Below are 15,136 nucleotides of genomic sequence, written 5' to 3'. Positions count from 1 at the left end.
CTTAATTCAGTATCTGGACGGCAGCGCCGGGCTGCACGCGCTGCGCGCCGTCAGTGATTGCTCGCTCACCGGGCTTCACGCCGGAGGTAACCTGGAACTGCTGGCCAATCTGTCCGGCGACCTTCAGCGGGCGCATTTCGGCTTTGCCGTCGGCGTTAACCACCCAGGCAAAGAACCCGGCGCCGTTCTGCTGTACCGCGGCGGCGGGCAGGGTCAGAACCGACTGCTCGCTTGCCGGGCGCAGGGTCACGTTCACGTTGCCGCCGGGCAGGAGCTGATGGCGCGGGTTGGCAAACTCGGCGCGCAGCATCACGCTGGCGGTGCGCGGGTCGATGCGGTTATCCACCGACGTCAGCTCACCGCTGACGCGCTGGCCGTTGCTGTCAATTAACGCCTGCCAGGCCTGCTTCATGGCGCTGATATCCGCATGCTGTCCGGCTTTGGTGGCAAACGCCCCCTCTTCCAGCGCAAAGGCGATGCGGATCGGATCGAGCTGGACCACCTCCACCAAAACGCCGCTCGCCGGATTGACCAGACTGCCGACGTGGAAGCTGCTGTGCCCCACGCGTCCGTCAATCGGCGAGGCGATGCGGGTGTAGTTCAGGGTGACGCTGCGGGTGTCGAGACGGGCTTTCGCCTGCTCCAGCGCGGCGCTGGCGACGTCCCGCTGCATGCGGGCGTTATCCACGTCGTGACGGCTGATGGCGTTGCTGCTGCCCAGGCTTTCAAAGCGGGAAAGCTGCTGCTGCGCCTGACGCAGCGTGGCTTCGGCGCTTCTCACCTCGGCCTGCGCCAGGCGCAGGGCGGCGCGCGGCTCGGCGTCGTCCAGCTCGAACAGCACGTCGCCCTTTTTCACGTACTGCCCGTCGCGGAAGTGGATTTTCGTTATCACGCCTTCCGTGCGGGCGCGCAGCTCAACGGTGTGAATCGCTTCGATGCGGCCCGGGATCTGACGCTCCGCGGCGTGGGCGGTCTGCTCCACGGCGGCGACGCGGACGGGAATGGCGGCAGCGAATGCGGGTTGCAGGGTGCAGGCGAGGAGCGCGAACAGGAGTGGGAATTTCATGGGAGTACCTCAGTATTTTCCCCTCACCCTAACCCTCTCCCCAGAGGGGAGAGGGAACTTGAACACCCTCTCCCCTTTGGGGAGAGGGCAGGGTGAGGGGTAAGGTTTTCGTTATGCAGCCTTACGGAACCTGCGGGTCAGTCGCTTCTCGATTTCGACGACGAAGAACATCACGCCCGCCACCGCCAGAGTCACGAACCAGTAGCGCAGCGGCAGCGCTTCGGTGCCGAACAGCATCTGCATAAACGGCAGGTAGATAATGGCCGCCTGGAGCAGGAACAGCACGCCCGTCACCAGCCAGATACCTTTGTTCGCCAGCAGGCCGCGGTTCAGGGAGAACCCTTCGGTGTTGCGGCAGTTAATCATGTACACCCACTGGGCGCAGACCAGCATCTGCAGCAGCACGGTGCGGATGAACTCCGCGCTGTGGCCGCGCGGGGCGAGCCAGGCTTCCAGCGCAAAGGCGGCGATGGCAATCATGGTGCCGACAAAGGCCACGCGCCAGACGGCGTAGGCGTCCATCACGTGCTGCCCGGTCTGACGCGGCGGACGGCGCATGATGTTGCGCTCGGCGGCTTCAAAGGCCAGGCCGAAGGAGAGCGTGGCGGAGGTCGCCATGTTCATCCACAGAATCAGCACCGGCGTCAGCGGAATGATGTTCCCCGCCAGCAGCGCAATCACAATCAGCAGCCCCTGCGCGAGGTTGGTCGGCATGATAAAGAGGATGGTCTTCTTCAGGTTGTCATAAACGCGACGCCCCTCTTTCACCGCGCTGGCGATGGTGGCGAAGTTATCGTCCGTCAGGACCATGTCCGCCGCCTCTTTGGTCACTTCCGTGCCTTTGATGCCCATCGCGATGCCCACGTCCGCCTGACGCAGCGCCGGGGCATCGTTCACGCCGTCACCGGTCATGCCGACGATTTCACCTTTATCCTGCAGCGCTTTCACCAGGCGCAGCTTATGCTCCGGGCTGGTGCGGGCGAAGATGTCATACTTCACCGCCGCGTCCGCCAGCTCGGCGTCGTCCATTTTCTCCAGCTGGTAGCCGGTCACCGCCTGCTCGCTATTGGTGATCCCCAGCATCTGGCCGATGCTCATCGCCGTCTGCGGGTGATCCCCGGTGATCATCTTCACGCGGATCCCCGCCTGCTGGCAGGCGCTAATCGCGTCAATCGCTTCCGGACGCGGCGGATCCATCATCCCGGCGATACCGAGGAAGATCAGGCCGTGGCTCAGGTCGTCGTGCGTCAGCTCCTGCTCGCCGTTCGCTGGCTTAAACGCCGCGGCAACCATGCGCAGCCCCTGACGCGCATAGCGCTCCATTTCAGCTTCCCAGTACGCGTGGTTAAAGGCTTCCGCGCCGTGACGGGTCTGCTGCTGCGCGCACAGGGCGAAAATGACGTCCGGCGCGCCGGTAATCAGGATCTGCTCCTCACCGTCAATCTGATAGTGGGTGCTCATGTACTTGTACTGCGAGTCGAACGGGATCTTGTTAACCAGGGTGGTCATGACCGGCTCAAGGTTGGCCTTCGCCGCCAGCACCTTCAGCGCCCCCTCGGTTGGCCCACCGGTGATGCCCCACAGGCCGCGCTCGTCCTGAATCAGCTGGCTGTCGTTACACAGGTCGATGGTGCGCAGGTACTGCTCCAGCACGGTGCCCGGCTGGATCTGCACCGGCTCGTCGCTGCCTTCGAGGTAAATGTTGCCCACCGGCTCGTAGCTGTTGCCGTCCACGCGGTAGCAGGTGTCTGCGGTGATGATGGCTTTAACCGTCATTTCGTTCATGGTCAGGGTGCCGGTTTTATCCGAGCAGACCACGGTCATCGCGCCCAGGGTTTCAACCGTTGGCAGCTTGCGGATAATCGCCCGCTTACGCGCCATCGCCTGCACGCCCAGGGAGAGGATGATGGAGATAATCGCCGGCAGACCTTCCGGTACGGACGCCACCGCCAGGCTAATCAGGGAGAGCAGCAGCTCGCCCATTGGAATTTCGCGGAACACCAGGCTGAAGACAAACAGCGCGGCCATCATGGCGAGGATAATGGCGAAGATCGCTTTGCCCAGCTTGTCCATCTGCACCAGCAGCGGCGTGCGGTGCTTTTCAATGCCCGCCATCATCTGGTTGATGTGGCCGAGTTCCGTATCCTTACCGGTCGCGGTGACCACGCCAACGCCGCCCCCCGCGCTCACGGTGGTTCCGGAGAAGACCATATTGGTGCGGTCGCCCAGCGGCAGTTCGCCGCTCAGCGGATTCGTGTGCTTATCCACCACGGTGGATTCACCGGTCAGAATCGCCTCTTCCACGCGTAAATTATGCGCTTCGATTAGACGCATATCCGCCGGAATACGATCCCCCGCGCGTAATACAATAATATCGCCCGGAACTATTTCAGTTGTGGGTATCGTTTCGTGGCTGCCGTTACGAATAACGCGCGCCTCGCTGGAGAGCATATTGCGAATACTCTTCAGGGATTTTTCCGCGTTACTTTCCTGAATATGGCCAATTAAGGCATTGATTACCGCAACGCCCAGAATAACCAGCGTATCAACCCAGTGGCCCATTACTGCCGTTAATACGGCGGCGGCCAGCAGGACATAAATCAGCACATCATTAAAATGGGCCAAAAAACGCAGCCAGGCGGGTTTACCTTTTTTCTCCGGCAGCGCATTCGGACCTGATTTTTGCAGACGCGCCTGCGCCTCTGTGCGGTCCAGGCCGCTGGCCTGGCTCTGCGCGTGAGCGAGCACCTGCTCTACGGTCTGCTGGTATGCCAGCCCGCCGGAAGGCGGCATGTTTGGGGATAATTTTTTTTCGGTCATCGTATTTTTCCTTCAATATCCGGTGAACAGAAGCCTGAATTCCTTTCTGGCTTAAATAAATTCATTTTTAAGTCTTGCGGGTAAAATTGATCTACCGCAATATAATGACTTCTCGGTTATTCAAAACTGATTAAAACTATTTCGATGACCTGATTTTTACAAAATATTTCTAAACCAACGCTAAACGAGGGGGAACCATGTTTGGTATTTATCGCGGACGACGCCTGGCGTTATACATTGTCGCAGCCATTGTTATTGCCACGTTAATTGGATATAGCACCTACACGTTTGTAAAATTATTTTCCTGATACGGACATTTATTTACATAACGCGATATTAATATGAACACCGGGTCGTATAGTGTTATTTATTCGCAGTAATAATGTCTTTGTTTTATTCAAAATGGCCAGCGGGGCTGATATTGCTTTACGTTACAGAATGCCGGACAATGACATTTTTAACTGACGATTAACATTACAATGAAACACCCGTTAGAATCGCTGCTTACGGCGGGAGGCATTTTATTGCTGGCCCTGCTCTCCTGCCTGCTGTTACCCGCGCCGTCGCTGGGTCTGGTGCTGGCGCAGAAACTGATGACGACCTTTCACATGGTCGATCTGAACCAGCTTTACACCATTCTGTTTTGCCTGTGGTTTTTGGCACTCGGCGCCATCGAATTCTTTATCCTGCGTTTCGTCTGGCGCCGCTGGTTTTCACTGGCGTCGTAAGCCGGTGAAGTCACGCATGCCGTGGATCAGCGCTTCACACCAGGCCGCGTAGTCGTGACCGCTGGATGAGGGATGGAAGCTGACGCGATACCCTTTCTCCCTCAACGCCTGTTCGAAATCCTGCGTAGTGCGATAAATGCCCCCGCCCGGCCCCGTGGTTTCAAACTTTCCGGCCTGCAGCCAGAAGCGCACCGGATATGGCGGCGACTGAGTATATTGCCGCGTCAGCCAGCCGGGAGCCTCCCCTTTCGGTGCCCACCAGTACGAACCTGAAAGACTCAGCACGTTACCAAACAGGCGCGGATAGCGCAGCGCGACCCATGACGACGCGATTCCCCCGTAGCTCGACCCCGCTAGCACCGTTTTCTGCCGCTGCATCGCGATGCCCTGCCCGCGCAGCCACGGCAGCAGTTCATGCGCCATAAAGTCGGCGAAATCCGGGTTCGGCGGCAGCTCGTTGCCGCGTCGGGCGTGATCGAGGCTGTCGATAAACACCACGTTAATCGGCGGAAGATGATGGCGGGCGATCAGACCGTCCAGCACGTTAGCGAAATGGTACTCGTCCTGATAAATCTGCCCGTCAAAGAGGATGAGCGTCCAGCGTGCAGGCTGTGCGCCGCGCGGTTTATAGATCATCACCTGGCGGGAATTACCGAGGATATTGCTCGTGATGCTCTGGCGGCTTAATAACCCGTGGACCAGCGGCTGGGCCGTGGCCTGCACGGAGCAATAGCGTGCCGGGCTGAGATCGAGCAGCGAATAGCGGTTCCAGCGATCCGTCTTTTGTTCACCAAAGGTATTCGGGTTGAGCGGATCGGCCTGGGCGCTCACCAGGATCGCGCGACGTTGATCGCGTGAGGACCCCTCGACGATCGGCACATCGGGCGCGAGCTTGTACTGCATCACCGTGTCAGCGGGCACCACATAGCTGCGGAACCAGACGTCGCTGTTGGCCAGGCGGAACAGCGGGTCGTGATCCCCCGCCGGTGAGCCGAGAATAAAGACGTTATCCCGCGCGCCGCGCCATAGGAAGGTGACGCGCTTATGTTCTGCGTCTACCGGCTCCACCATCGGCGTTCCCTGCCGAATCTGCGTCTGCCAGAACGCGTCGGTACTCCCTCCGGCAGCAATCTCTTTTGCCAGCGCCTGAAGCGTCGGGCTTTCAGGTGCAAGCCTCTGTACGCGCGGTAGCGCAGATGTCTCTTTCATCCGCCACTGAAAACGCCAGGGTTTACCCGCTTCGCCGTGCAGGACCAGCGAGGTGCTCTGCTTTTCCGGCAGGGCAAAAAGCAGCGTGTGTTCGCCATCGGCGGGCCCATTTTCAACCAACGTACGAATGCGGCGGTTTTGCCCGTCCAGCAGGCGGGCATCCGTTACGCCATGCAGCGTGGCGGAGACATAATTTTCAGCAAGCTCTGGCAGCATAAAACAGACTTCACCGCTGGCATCAAACTTCCCCTGGACGTCTCCCTGCCGGGAAGAGTGTTCGCAGGTTGCCGCCACCGCAGGCAGCACACCTATCCCGAGTAATAATCCGCTCCATACCCTCTTCATTACCGCTTGTTCCCTGACGAAATTTGTTATCAACGCTAATGCAAATGGTAATAATTTGCAATATCATCTAACGCGTTTTAACGGTGTTTTTATGGCGATAGCAACCAAGGATGAGTAGAAAAAATGTTTAAAAATAATAAGATAATGCAGCTGTGGCTGCTGAGTCTGGCGACGACCAGCGTAGCGGCTCAGGCCGAGAATAGAGAAGAAACCATAACGGTGACGCAGAGCGTGAGTGAAGACCCCACCGCCCCGGTAAAAGGGATTGTGGCAACCCAAACGCTCTCCGCCACCAAGACCCGCGCGGAGATCGTGAAAACGCCGCAGTCGGTATCGGTGATCACCCGCGATCAGATGAACATGCAGGACGTGACGTCCGTATCGCAGGCGCTTCGCTACTCGGCGGGCGTGTTTACCGAGTACCGCGGCTCGTCGAACCGTAACGACGAGGTGTTCGTGCGCGGTTTTAGCTATGTGCCGAAATTCCTCGACGGCCTGAGCTTCGGCGCGACAGCCTCGTCCCAGACGGGTACGATTGACCCGTGGTTACTGGAGCGCGTGGAGCTGGTGCGTGGCCCGGCGTCGGTGCTGTTTGGTCAGGTCAACCCTGGCGGGTTAATCAGCATGACCAGCAAACGGCCGACCGCGGAATCCATCCATAACGTGCAGTTCCGCACCGGCAATAACGATCTGGCAGAAGGCGCGTTTGATTTCGGCGGCAAGCTGAGCGACGACGGCCGCGTGCTTTATCGCGTCAACGGTATCGCCCGTACCCAGCATAATCAGGTGGATGATTATAAAGAGACGCGGATGGCGATCGCGCCTGCTATCACCTGGTACCCGAACGATCAGACCCGCTTTACGCTGCTGACCAGCTACCAGAAGGATCCGGATGCGGGCTACCGCAACTTCCTGCCCGCCTACGGCACGGTCAAAAGCGTCGACGGGAAATACATCCCGCGCGACTTTAACGTCAGCGATCCGAATTACAACCAGTCCTGGCGCGAGCAGACGACGATCGGCTACGAGCTGGAACATCAGTTCGCCGACGACCTCACCTTCCGCCAGAACGCGCGTTACGCCAGCATCAAACAAAAATACCGTTACCTCGTTTACGCCAGCAGCGCGGCCAACAGCACGGTATTGACGCGACGCGCGCAGCATGAAGAGCGCACCACCAACGAATTTGGCCTGGATAACCAGCTTGAGTATCTGCTGGAGACCGGCAGCGTCAGCCACACCCTGCTCGGCGGGTTCGACTACAAGACCAGCAAAGATAAACAGCTGCTGGAACGCGGGAGCGGTTCACAGTATGACCTCGACTGGACGAACCCGGTGTACGGCGTGAACGTGGATGAAAGCACCTTCAAAACGGCCACCGACGAGCAGCAAAATCTCGACCAGATGGGGCTGTATTTGCAGGATCAAATGAGCTGGAACAGCTGGGAATGGCTGGTCTCCGGGCGCTACGACTGGAGCGAAGTGCGAACTCACGACTTCACCGACGGCAGCTTAACCCAGCAGAACGACAGCAAGTTCACCTGGCGAACCGGCCTGCTGTACGCGTTCGATTCTGGCCTGTCGCCGTACCTCAGCTACAGCACCTCGTTTGAACCGAACCTGCAAACCAACCGCGCGCCGGGCGTTGCCCCCTTCAAGCCAACCACCGGGGAGCAGACCGAGATTGGCCTGAAGTATCAGCCGGTCGACAGTACGCTGATGACCCTCGCGCTGTACGATTTAACCCAGGACAACGTGGCGACCTACAACAGCGCCGAAGGCTGGTTCGAGAACGCGGGTAAAGTGCGTTCGAAAGGCGTTGAGGCGGAAATCCACTCCACGCTGATGGACAACATCAACCTGATTGGCTCATACACCTACACCGATGCGAAAACAAAAAGCACGACGGTGGCGGGAACAGAAGGCAAAACGCCGGCGCGTATTCCGGCGCATATGGCATCGGCGTTTGCCAGCTATACCGTTCCGGGCGGCGCGCTGAAGAGCCTGACCGCTGGCGTGGGGATGCGTTACATCGGTACCAGCTACGGCGATGCGAAGAATACCTTCAAGGTGCCGTCGGTGGATCTGTATGACGCGATGCTGAGCTACGATCTCGGCGAGTTGAACCACAGCCTGAAAGGGACGAGCGTGCAGTTCAACGTCAATAACGTGGCGGACACGAAATATGTTGCGTCGTGCGCAAGCGATACGGCGTGCTTCTACGGGATTGGCCGAACGGTGACGGCGACGGTGAATTATCGGTGGTAAACAGGGTGCGGTCTGGCCCCTCACCCTAACCCTCTCCCCAACGGGGAGAGGGGACGATTACACCCTCGCCCCGTTGGGGAGAGGGCCGGGGTGAGGGGAATTTCTTTCAATGCGCCCGACTGTGGTTCTCTTTACGATACGCGCCTGGCGGCTGGTTGAACGTGCGGGTGAAGATGCGGGTAAACGTCTGCTGCGAGTCAAACCCGTAGCGCAGGCAGATCTCATACACGCGCTCGTCCGACTCACGCAGATCCCGCGCCGCCAGCAGCAGCTTGCGTTCACGGATATAGCGTCCCAGACTCTCCCCTTTGTACTGCATAAACAACCGCTGCAGGTGCCACTTCGAGTAACCCGCGTGGCGGGCAATCTCTTCTATACGTAATGGCTGATGCAGGTTGTCGTCGATCCATTCGACAATAGTGTCGATGACTTGAGCGGAAATGGTCATACTGCTCTCCCCCTCTGCTTCTTGCTTAAACATTATTCCCACCACGCGCGAAATGCCTGAGTGGTATCACTCACCCGGACGGGCTCGCCCAGCTCCGGCGTCAGCAGCCGATAATTTTTGTCCTTGCTGGCTTTGGCCAGCTGGATCAGCGGGTCGTTCCAGGCGTGTTTCGCCAGCACGAAGCGTCCGTTATGTCCGGGCACCACGGCTTTCGCGCGAAGATCCGCCGACGCCTGCGCCGTTTCCTCCGGCAGCATGTGGATGTACTTCCAGTCCTGGTCGTACTGGCCGTTTTCCATAATGGCCAGGTCAACCTCGCCAAACTGCTCGCCGATGGCCTTAAAGTGCGGGCCATAACCGGAATCCCCGCTGTAGTAAACTTTCTGCTCAGGCGTGACGAACATAAAGCTGCCCCACAGGGTCCGATCGCGTTTGATACCGCGCCCCGAAAAGTGGCGCGCCGGCAGAACATGCACCGTCAGCTCATCGCTGATGCGCACCGACTGGTTCCAGTCGCGTTCGTCGATAATGTCGGGGTTCATCCCCCAGTAGCGCAGATGGGATCCGACACCCAGCGGCGTCACCACTCGCTTCACCTTCGGCAGCAGCGCCCTGATGGTGGCGTAGTCAAGATGATCGTAGTGATCGTGCGAGATAATCAGCAGGTCGATCTCCGGCATGCTTTCAGCGCGCCACGGATACTCGCCGGCAAAGGCCTTATTGAGGAACGAGAATGGCGCGGCGTAGTTGCTGAGCACCGGGTCAATCAGAATGCGTTTACCCGCGAGCTGCAGGTACCACGAGGAGTGACCGAGCCACACCAGGGTGTCCTGCTCCAGCGGCAGGCTCGCAAGATCGGTTTTTACCAGCGGCAGCGGCTGCGCCGGTCGTGCGTTTTCGGTTTTTTTGGTCAGAAATTCCCACGTCGCGACCAGCATGTTTTTGTCGCCGTTATAACCCGGCGTCGGCAGCGTATTGTGGAATTTCCCTTCGCGATACTGCGGGGAGGCCTCCACTTCGGTGAGCTGCTCGCCCTGCGGCGGCTGGCCAAATCCGGCATTCAGAACACAGGGTAAACTTGCAGCTGAAGCAATAATCATGATTAACACCACGCAGATGAAGAGAGGTTTTTTCATATCCTGACCCGAAAACGCGCCCCATCCGATAGTTTGCGCGGGGTAAACTTGATTATGAGTGAGTAAGCACTCATTATAGATATGATGATAAAGTCGTCAAGACGTTTTCGATCTTTGACATTCCGCGTTGCAGCGTGTCAAAGCACGTGTTTCAATCGGGGTTTTTACAATTGACAGGAGGAAAATTTAGTGGCACGTCCGAAGAGTGAAGATAAAAAACAGGCCTTACTGGAAGCCGCAACGGTGGCATTTGCACAGTCAGGTATTGCCGCCTCAACGGCGTTAATTGCCCGTAACGCGGGCGTCGCCGAAGGCACCCTGTTTCGCTACTTTGCTACCAAAGACGATCTGCTAAATGCCCTCTACCTGCACCTGAAGCAGGACCTCTGCCAGGCGATGCTGTCAAACCTGGATCGTAGCCTTACCACGCCGAAAGAGCACACGCGCAACATCTGGAACAGCTACGTTGACTGGGGGATCAAAAACCCTCTTGCGCACGCCGCGATTCGCCAGCTTGGCGTCAGCGAGAAGATCAACGCCGAGACGGAACAGGCCGTGAAAGAGATGTTCCCCGAGCTGCATGAGCTCTGCCGCCGCTCGGTGCGCCCGGTATTTATGTCGGATGAATTTAAAACGTTCGGCGATGCGCTTTTCTTATCGCTGGCCGAATCCACGATGGAATTTGCTACCCGCGATCCTTCCCGCGCCGTTGATTTTAAAGCGCTCGGTTTTGATGTGATGTGGCGCGGTCTTGCGTATGAGGGCGCCAATGGAGAGTAAAGCCTTACAGGATCACGCCATGCGCGTGGCCCTGGAGCTGCCGTTCACCGAACACTGCTGGCCGTTTGGGCCGGAGTTTGATGTCTTCAAAGTGGGCGGGAAAATTTTCATGATTGTGGCGGTCGCGCACAGGCGGCCGCACGTCAGCCTGAAGTCAGACCCGGAGAAATCTCTGCTTAATCAGCAGATCTATCGCGGGATAGAGCCGGGCTACCATCTGAGTAAAAAGCACTGGATTTCCCTTTACGGCACTGACGACGTGACGCCGGAGCTGGTAACCGACCTCATCAATGATTCCTGGAATCTGGTGGTGGATAAGCTGCCCAAAAAAGACCAGAAATGGATTAGGCCAGTCTGATTGTTCGTCTGAGACGAACAGAGTAAGCGCTCGAAATGCACTTATCTTTTTCCGCGTCCCGCTGTAATCTGCTCACCTTTCGCGCCCGCACGCGGGCGAATTTCATCACCAGGAGTTGTTATGGATATCATTTCTGTCGCCCTGAAACGCCACTCAACCAAGGCGTTCGACCCAGCCAAAAAACTGACCGCTGAAGAAGCGGAAAAAATCAAAACCCTGCTGCAGTACAGCCCGTCCAGCACCAACTCCCAGCCGTGGCACTTTATCGTGGCCAGCACCGAGGAAGGTAAAGCGCGCGTGGCGAAATCCGCTGCGGGCACCTATGTGTTCAACGAACGCAAAATGCTGGATGCTTCTCACGTGGTGGTGTTCTGCGCGAAAACCGCGATGGACGATGCCTGGCTTGAGCGCGTTGTCGATCAGGAAGAGGCCGATGGCCGTTTCAACACGCCGGAAGCCAAAGCCGCCAACAATAAAGGCCGCCACTACTTCGCCGACATGCACCGCGTGGATCTGAAAGATGACGATCAGTGGATGGCGAAGCAGGTTTACCTGAACGTCGGCAACTTCCTGCTGGGCGTTGGCGCACTGGGTCTGGACGCGGTGCCGATTGAAGGCTTTGACGCGGCGATCCTCGACGAAGAGTTTGGTCTGAAAGAGAAAGGCTTCACCAGCCTGGTGGTAGTGCCGGTTGGGCATCACAGCGTGGAAGATTTCAACGCCACGCTGCCGAAGTCCCGCCTGCCGCTGAGCACGATTGTGACCGAGTGCTGATCGCTACAGGCGCGCCCGTTACCGGCGTGCCTGTTTTCAATAGAGCGTAATCTGCGGGTGTTTAACCCCACACACCAGTGCATAACGCGTTAAGGTATCAAGACTCGCCCGGGTTATATTCGCTTCCATTCTTGATACGGTGGGTGCGCTGACGCCCATTCGCTCCGCCACCTGCGCGCGCGTCAGACCGGCCTGGTTTCGCCATTGCGCCAACATTTCGCGCAAGCGCTCTTTTCGTTCTTCAGCATCAAAAGAGGCCTGTACCTCTGAATTGCTTAACAGCTCAGATCGGAGTTCATCCCAGTCAATAATCTTCTTGCTCATCCAACATCTCCTGTTGTCGCTTCAGTGCCAGACGAAGTTCAGCAGAGGGCGTTTTTTGCGTTTTCTTGATAAACACTCGCAGCAGAAAAATTGTCTTTTCCCGCTGATAAACGTAAATCCCCCGAGAATGGATCAGCCCGACGGTTCTGATTTCGAACAAACCATGCGGTAAGGGTTTGCTGTCAGGTTCCCGCAGTGCTGTCGGGTTAGCGCGTAATTTATCAAGCTGTCGAATCAGCTTCGCCTGTACCCCAGCAGGCAGTGAGAGAATCTCTCCCCTGACCGCCTCATGAACAATAAGTCTGAACACGGTTTTTCATCCCTGATGATATTAGCATATAAGGCAATTTGCATTAAAGGCTAATTTAGCCTTTCATGTTTACCTTACCTGCTCTTAGCAAACATCACCGGATCAGCATTAACTCCCTGAAAGCCCCTCGCAAAAAACTTATTTTCCCTGCGCCGCCAGCCATGCCATCGCTCGCTCTCCCGCTTCATCCACCGGCAGATAAACCAGCAGCCGAGACCCGTTTCGCGGCGCGGAGTACCAGTACATCTGCTGCAGCGTAAACTCCCCCAGCTCAGGATGGGTAAACAGCTTGATCTGATTTTCCACGCCGCGCACGTCGTTGCGCTGGTGCCACAGGGTTTTGAACTCTTCCGATACCGCAAAGAAGCGCGCCAGCTTCGCTTCCCAAAGCGGGTCGCCCCGGTGTTCGGCCATCGCCGCCCGGAAGTAGGAGACAAATATCGGCAGCACGTCGTCACGCCTGCCGAGACGCGCGCGCCACGCCGGATGCGTGAGGAACAGATAAATACAGTTGCGGTCTTCCGGCGGGATCTCATTGAAATCAACGCCCATCAGGTGGCCGAAGCTGTCGTTCCACGCCACGATGTCGAAGTTCGGTTTCTGGATGCTGGCGGGTTTCGGCATCAAGGTATCCAGCAGGCGGCGCGTGCCTTCGCTGATGCCCTCGCAGCAGACCGCCTGCGGCGCTTCACCCGGCGGCAACCCGGCCAGCACAAACAGGTGTCGGGCTTCGGTTGGGGTACACTGAAGCGCTTTTGCCACGGCGGCCATCACCGCGCTGGACGGGTTGACGTCCCTGCCCTGCTCAAGCCAGGTGTACCAGGTCACGCCCACATCTGCGAGCATCGCCACCTCTTCCCGGCGCAGGCCCGGCGTACGGCGCCGACCGCTGCGCGGCAGGCCGAGACGCTGGGGGTCGAGGCTTTCACGCCGCGCGCGCAAAAATGCACCCAGCTGTTTTCGGGTGTCGTCCTGACGTAAGGCAACCGGTTCAGACATCAAGGCCATAAATCCCCCTGCATGGTAGTGCCAGTACCAGTATAAGCAAGAACTGGTACCCGTTTATTAGATGGTTGATGCTACGACCATCTGTTGAATGACGCAATGGAGTTACCATGAATACGTCAGTTGTTTCACCGGGTCGCGCAGGCCTGATACTGCTGTTAACCGGCCAGATGCTGCCGATGATTGATACCTCAATCACCAACGTGGCGCTGGACGCTATCACCCATTCACTGCACGCCACCGCCACCGAACTGGAGCTGATCGTCGCCCTCTACGGCGTGGCCTTTGCCGTCTGCCTCGCCCTCGGCAGCAAGCTCGGGGATAATTTTGGCCGTCGTCGGCTGTTTATGTGGGGCGTGGGGATCTTTGGCCTGACCTCGCTGCTGTGCGGCATGGCAGGGAACATCGAACAGCTGCTGGCCGCGCGCATCGTTCAGGGCGCGGGAGCCGCGCTTATCATGCCGCAAATTCTTGCCACGCTGCACGTAACGCTGAAAGGCACCGCTCATGCGAAAGCCATTAGCCTGTTTGGCGGCATCGGCGGAATTGCATTTATCGTCGGGCAAATGGGCGGCGGCTGGCTGGTGTCGGCGGATATCGCCGGGCTGGGCTGGCGTAACGCCTTCTTTATCAACGTGCCGATTTGTCTGGTGGTGCTGGCGCTGAGCCGCCGTTTCGTACCGGAAACCCGTCGCGAGACGCCTTCCCGCATCGACTGGGCAGGCACCGTGATGCTGGCCATCATGCTTTGCTGCCTGCTGTTCCCGATGGCGCTTGGCCCACAGTGGCACTGGTCCTGGCCGCTGAAGGCGATGCTTCTCGCCCTAATCCCACTGGCCTGGCTGATGGCGCTGAATGCGCGCAAAAAAGAGCGTGATAATGCCCACCCGCTGATCCCGCCGCGCCTGCTTGCACTTCGCAGCGTTCGCTTTGGCGTACTGATTGCGATGCTCTTTTTCAGCGTCTGGTCCGGGTTTATGTTTTGCATGGCGCTCACCATGCAGAGCGGTCTGGGGATGGCGCCGTGGCAGTCCGGGAACAGCTTTATTGCGCTGGGCGTGACCTACTTTATTTCCGCGTGGTTCGCGCCGCGTCTGATTGCCCGCTACAGCACCAGCACCATTCTGCTGACGGGTCTGGCGATCCAGATTATCGGCCTGCTGGCGCTGATGGCGACATTCCGGCTGTGGGGTATGAACAACACCGCGCTGACGCTGGCACCCGCCACCGGGCTGGTGGGCTACGGCCAGGCGCTGATCGTGAACAGCTTCTACCGCATCGGCATGCGCGATATTCAGCCTGACGACGCGGGGGCCGCGAGCGCTATTCTCAGCACGCTGCAGCAGGCCGCGCTGGGCCTTGGCCCGGCTATTTTTGGCGCGGTTTTGCTGCACGCGCTGCAACACCATCACGGGGATTACACCCAGGCGGTGAACGTCTTCCTGATGGTGGAAACGGTCATGATGGTGGTGCTGGCCCTGGCGACGCTGCGCATGCGCCATCGCCTGTGCCTGCCGGCAGTGAAGGTCTGTCAGGCCGCCAAATAGGCCCGTGAATTTGCATAA

At 58.3% G+C, this 15,136-nt stretch carries 14 protein-coding genes; 6 read left to right on the top strand and 8 right to left on the bottom strand.

Features of this window, described 5'->3' with window-relative positions:
• Position 1: 1 nt before the first annotated feature.
• Positions 2–1,066 carry an efflux RND transporter periplasmic adaptor subunit gene (locus M2433_RS06055; protein WP_429053520.1) on the bottom strand — a complete coding sequence of 355 codons (1,065 nt, stop codon included), beginning with the start codon at positions 1,064–1,066 and terminating at the stop codon, positions 2–4.
• 111 nt (positions 1,067–1,177) lie between these two features.
• Positions 1,178–3,886: a cation-transporting P-type ATPase gene (locus M2433_RS06050; RefSeq protein ID WP_429053522.1), complete on the bottom strand. Its 2,709-nt coding sequence runs from the start codon at positions 3,884–3,886 to the stop codon at positions 1,178–1,180.
• A gap of 479 nt (positions 3,887–4,365) precedes the next feature.
• Here M2433_RS06050 and M2433_RS06045 point away from each other — a divergent pair, with 479 nt between their 5' ends.
• On the top strand, positions 4,366–4,614 hold the full coding sequence (locus M2433_RS06045) for a DUF1158 domain-containing protein (protein WP_429053524.1): 249 nt from the start codon (positions 4,366–4,368) through the stop codon (positions 4,612–4,614).
• On the opposite strand, the gene M2433_RS06040 is transcribed toward M2433_RS06045, so the two are convergent.
• Positions 4,600–6,168 (bottom strand): alpha/beta hydrolase-fold protein, encoded by a 1,569-nt coding sequence (locus M2433_RS06040; RefSeq protein ID WP_429053526.1) that lies wholly within the window; start codon positions 6,166–6,168, stop codon positions 4,600–4,602. The genes M2433_RS06045 and M2433_RS06040 overlap by 15 nt on opposite strands.
• Positions 6,169–6,291: 123 nt before the next feature.
• Here M2433_RS06040 and M2433_RS06035 point away from each other — a divergent pair, with 123 nt between their 5' ends.
• On the top strand, positions 6,292–8,436 hold the full coding sequence (locus M2433_RS06035; protein WP_429053528.1) for a TonB-dependent siderophore receptor: 2,145 nt from the start codon (positions 6,292–6,294) through the stop codon (positions 8,434–8,436).
• Positions 8,437–8,542: 106 nt separating this feature from the next.
• On the opposite strand, the gene M2433_RS06030 is transcribed toward M2433_RS06035, so the two are convergent.
• Complete coding sequence (locus M2433_RS06030) at positions 8,543–8,884, bottom strand: RamA family antibiotic efflux transcriptional regulator (protein WP_429053817.1); 342 nt, start codon at positions 8,882–8,884, stop codon at positions 8,543–8,545.
• A gap of 32 nt (positions 8,885–8,916) precedes the next feature.
• A complete protein-coding gene (locus tag M2433_RS06025; RefSeq protein WP_429053530.1) occupies positions 8,917–10,020 on the bottom strand; it encodes an MBL fold metallo-hydrolase in 1,104 nt (367 codons plus the stop codon).
• A 189-nt stretch (positions 10,021–10,209) separates the two neighbouring features.
• On the opposite strand from M2433_RS06025, the gene M2433_RS06020 reads away from it, so the two are divergent.
• The 3 genes from M2433_RS06020 (at position 10,210) to nfsB (ending at position 11,932) form a co-directional block, all read left to right on the top strand.
• The gene (locus M2433_RS06020; protein WP_429053531.1) at positions 10,210–10,800 is read left to right on the top strand and encodes a TetR/AcrR family transcriptional regulator; all 591 of its coding nucleotides are present in this window, start codon (positions 10,210–10,212) and stop codon (positions 10,798–10,800) included.
• Complete coding sequence (locus M2433_RS06015; protein ID WP_429053533.1) at positions 10,790–11,158, top strand: MmcQ/YjbR family DNA-binding protein; 369 nt, start codon at positions 10,790–10,792, stop codon at positions 11,156–11,158. Before M2433_RS06020 ends, M2433_RS06015 begins: the two co-directional genes overlap by 11 nt.
• Before the next feature lie 120 nt (positions 11,159–11,278).
• Positions 11,279–11,932 (top strand): oxygen-insensitive NAD(P)H nitroreductase, encoded by a 654-nt coding sequence (gene nfsB / locus M2433_RS06010; RefSeq protein ID WP_108415769.1) that lies wholly within the window; start codon positions 11,279–11,281, stop codon positions 11,930–11,932.
• Positions 11,933–11,968: 36 nt separating this feature from the next.
• Here nfsB and M2433_RS06005 read toward each other — a convergent pair whose 3' ends face one another.
• The 3 genes from M2433_RS06005 to M2433_RS05995 form a co-directional block, all read right to left on the bottom strand.
• Positions 11,969–12,256: a helix-turn-helix domain-containing protein gene (locus M2433_RS06005; RefSeq protein WP_089599386.1), complete on the bottom strand. Its 288-nt coding sequence runs from the start codon at positions 12,254–12,256 to the stop codon at positions 11,969–11,971.
• On the bottom strand, positions 12,237–12,566 hold the full coding sequence (locus tag M2433_RS06000) for a type II toxin-antitoxin system RelE/ParE family toxin (protein ID WP_429053535.1): 330 nt from the start codon (positions 12,564–12,566) through the stop codon (positions 12,237–12,239). The genes M2433_RS06005 and M2433_RS06000 overlap by 20 nt, the downstream gene beginning before the upstream one ends.
• Before the next feature lie 138 nt (positions 12,567–12,704).
• Positions 12,705–13,574, bottom strand: coding sequence for a helix-turn-helix transcriptional regulator (locus tag M2433_RS05995; protein WP_429053538.1), 870 nt, complete (start codon positions 13,572–13,574; stop codon positions 12,705–12,707).
• A 107-nt stretch (positions 13,575–13,681) separates the two neighbouring features.
• Here M2433_RS05995 and M2433_RS05990 point away from each other — a divergent pair, with 107 nt between their 5' ends.
• On the top strand, positions 13,682–15,118 hold the full coding sequence (locus M2433_RS05990; protein WP_429053541.1) for an MFS transporter: 1,437 nt from the start codon (positions 13,682–13,684) through the stop codon (positions 15,116–15,118).
• The last annotated feature ends 18 nt before the right edge of the window (positions 15,119–15,136 follow it).

This window comes from Enterobacter sp. AC1 (assembly GCF_050434705.1).
Taxonomy (GTDB): domain Bacteria; phylum Pseudomonadota; class Gammaproteobacteria; order Enterobacterales; family Enterobacteriaceae; genus Enterobacter; species Enterobacter cloacae_L.
Note: the sequence above shows the minus strand (reverse complement) of the source record. Positions and strands in the feature narration are given on the sequence as shown.

Excerpts from the sequence above, each read along its gene's own strand:
- M2433_RS06030 (WP_429053817.1), bottom strand. The coding sequence starts at position 8,884 with ATGACCATTTCCGCTCAAGTCATCGACACTATTGTCGAATGGATCGAC.
- M2433_RS06050 (WP_429053522.1), bottom strand. The coding sequence starts at position 3,886 with ATGACCGAAAAAAAATTATCCCCAAACATGCCGCCTTCCGGCGGGCTG.
- M2433_RS06005 (WP_089599386.1), bottom strand. The coding sequence starts at position 12,256 with ATGAGCAAGAAGATTATTGACTGGGATGAACTCCGATCTGAGCTGTTA.
- M2433_RS06015 (WP_429053533.1), top strand. The coding sequence starts at position 10,790 with ATGGAGAGTAAAGCCTTACAGGATCACGCCATGCGCGTGGCCCTGGAG.
- M2433_RS06035 (WP_429053528.1), top strand. The coding sequence starts at position 6,292 with ATGTTTAAAAATAATAAGATAATGCAGCTGTGGCTGCTGAGTCTGGCG.
- nfsB (WP_108415769.1), top strand. The coding sequence starts at position 11,279 with ATGGATATCATTTCTGTCGCCCTGAAACGCCACTCAACCAAGGCGTTC.
- M2433_RS06025 (WP_429053530.1), bottom strand. The coding sequence starts at position 10,020 with ATGAAAAAACCTCTCTTCATCTGCGTGGTGTTAATCATGATTATTGCT.
- M2433_RS05990 (WP_429053541.1), top strand. The coding sequence starts at position 13,682 with ATGAATACGTCAGTTGTTTCACCGGGTCGCGCAGGCCTGATACTGCTG.
- M2433_RS06055 (WP_429053520.1), bottom strand. The coding sequence starts at position 1,066 with ATGAAATTCCCACTCCTGTTCGCGCTCCTCGCCTGCACCCTGCAACCC.
- M2433_RS06040 (WP_429053526.1), bottom strand. The coding sequence starts at position 6,168 with ATGAAGAGGGTATGGAGCGGATTATTACTCGGGATAGGTGTGCTGCCT.
- M2433_RS06045 (WP_429053524.1), top strand. The coding sequence starts at position 4,366 with ATGAAACACCCGTTAGAATCGCTGCTTACGGCGGGAGGCATTTTATTG.
- M2433_RS05995 (WP_429053538.1), bottom strand. The coding sequence starts at position 13,574 with ATGGCCTTGATGTCTGAACCGGTTGCCTTACGTCAGGACGACACCCGA.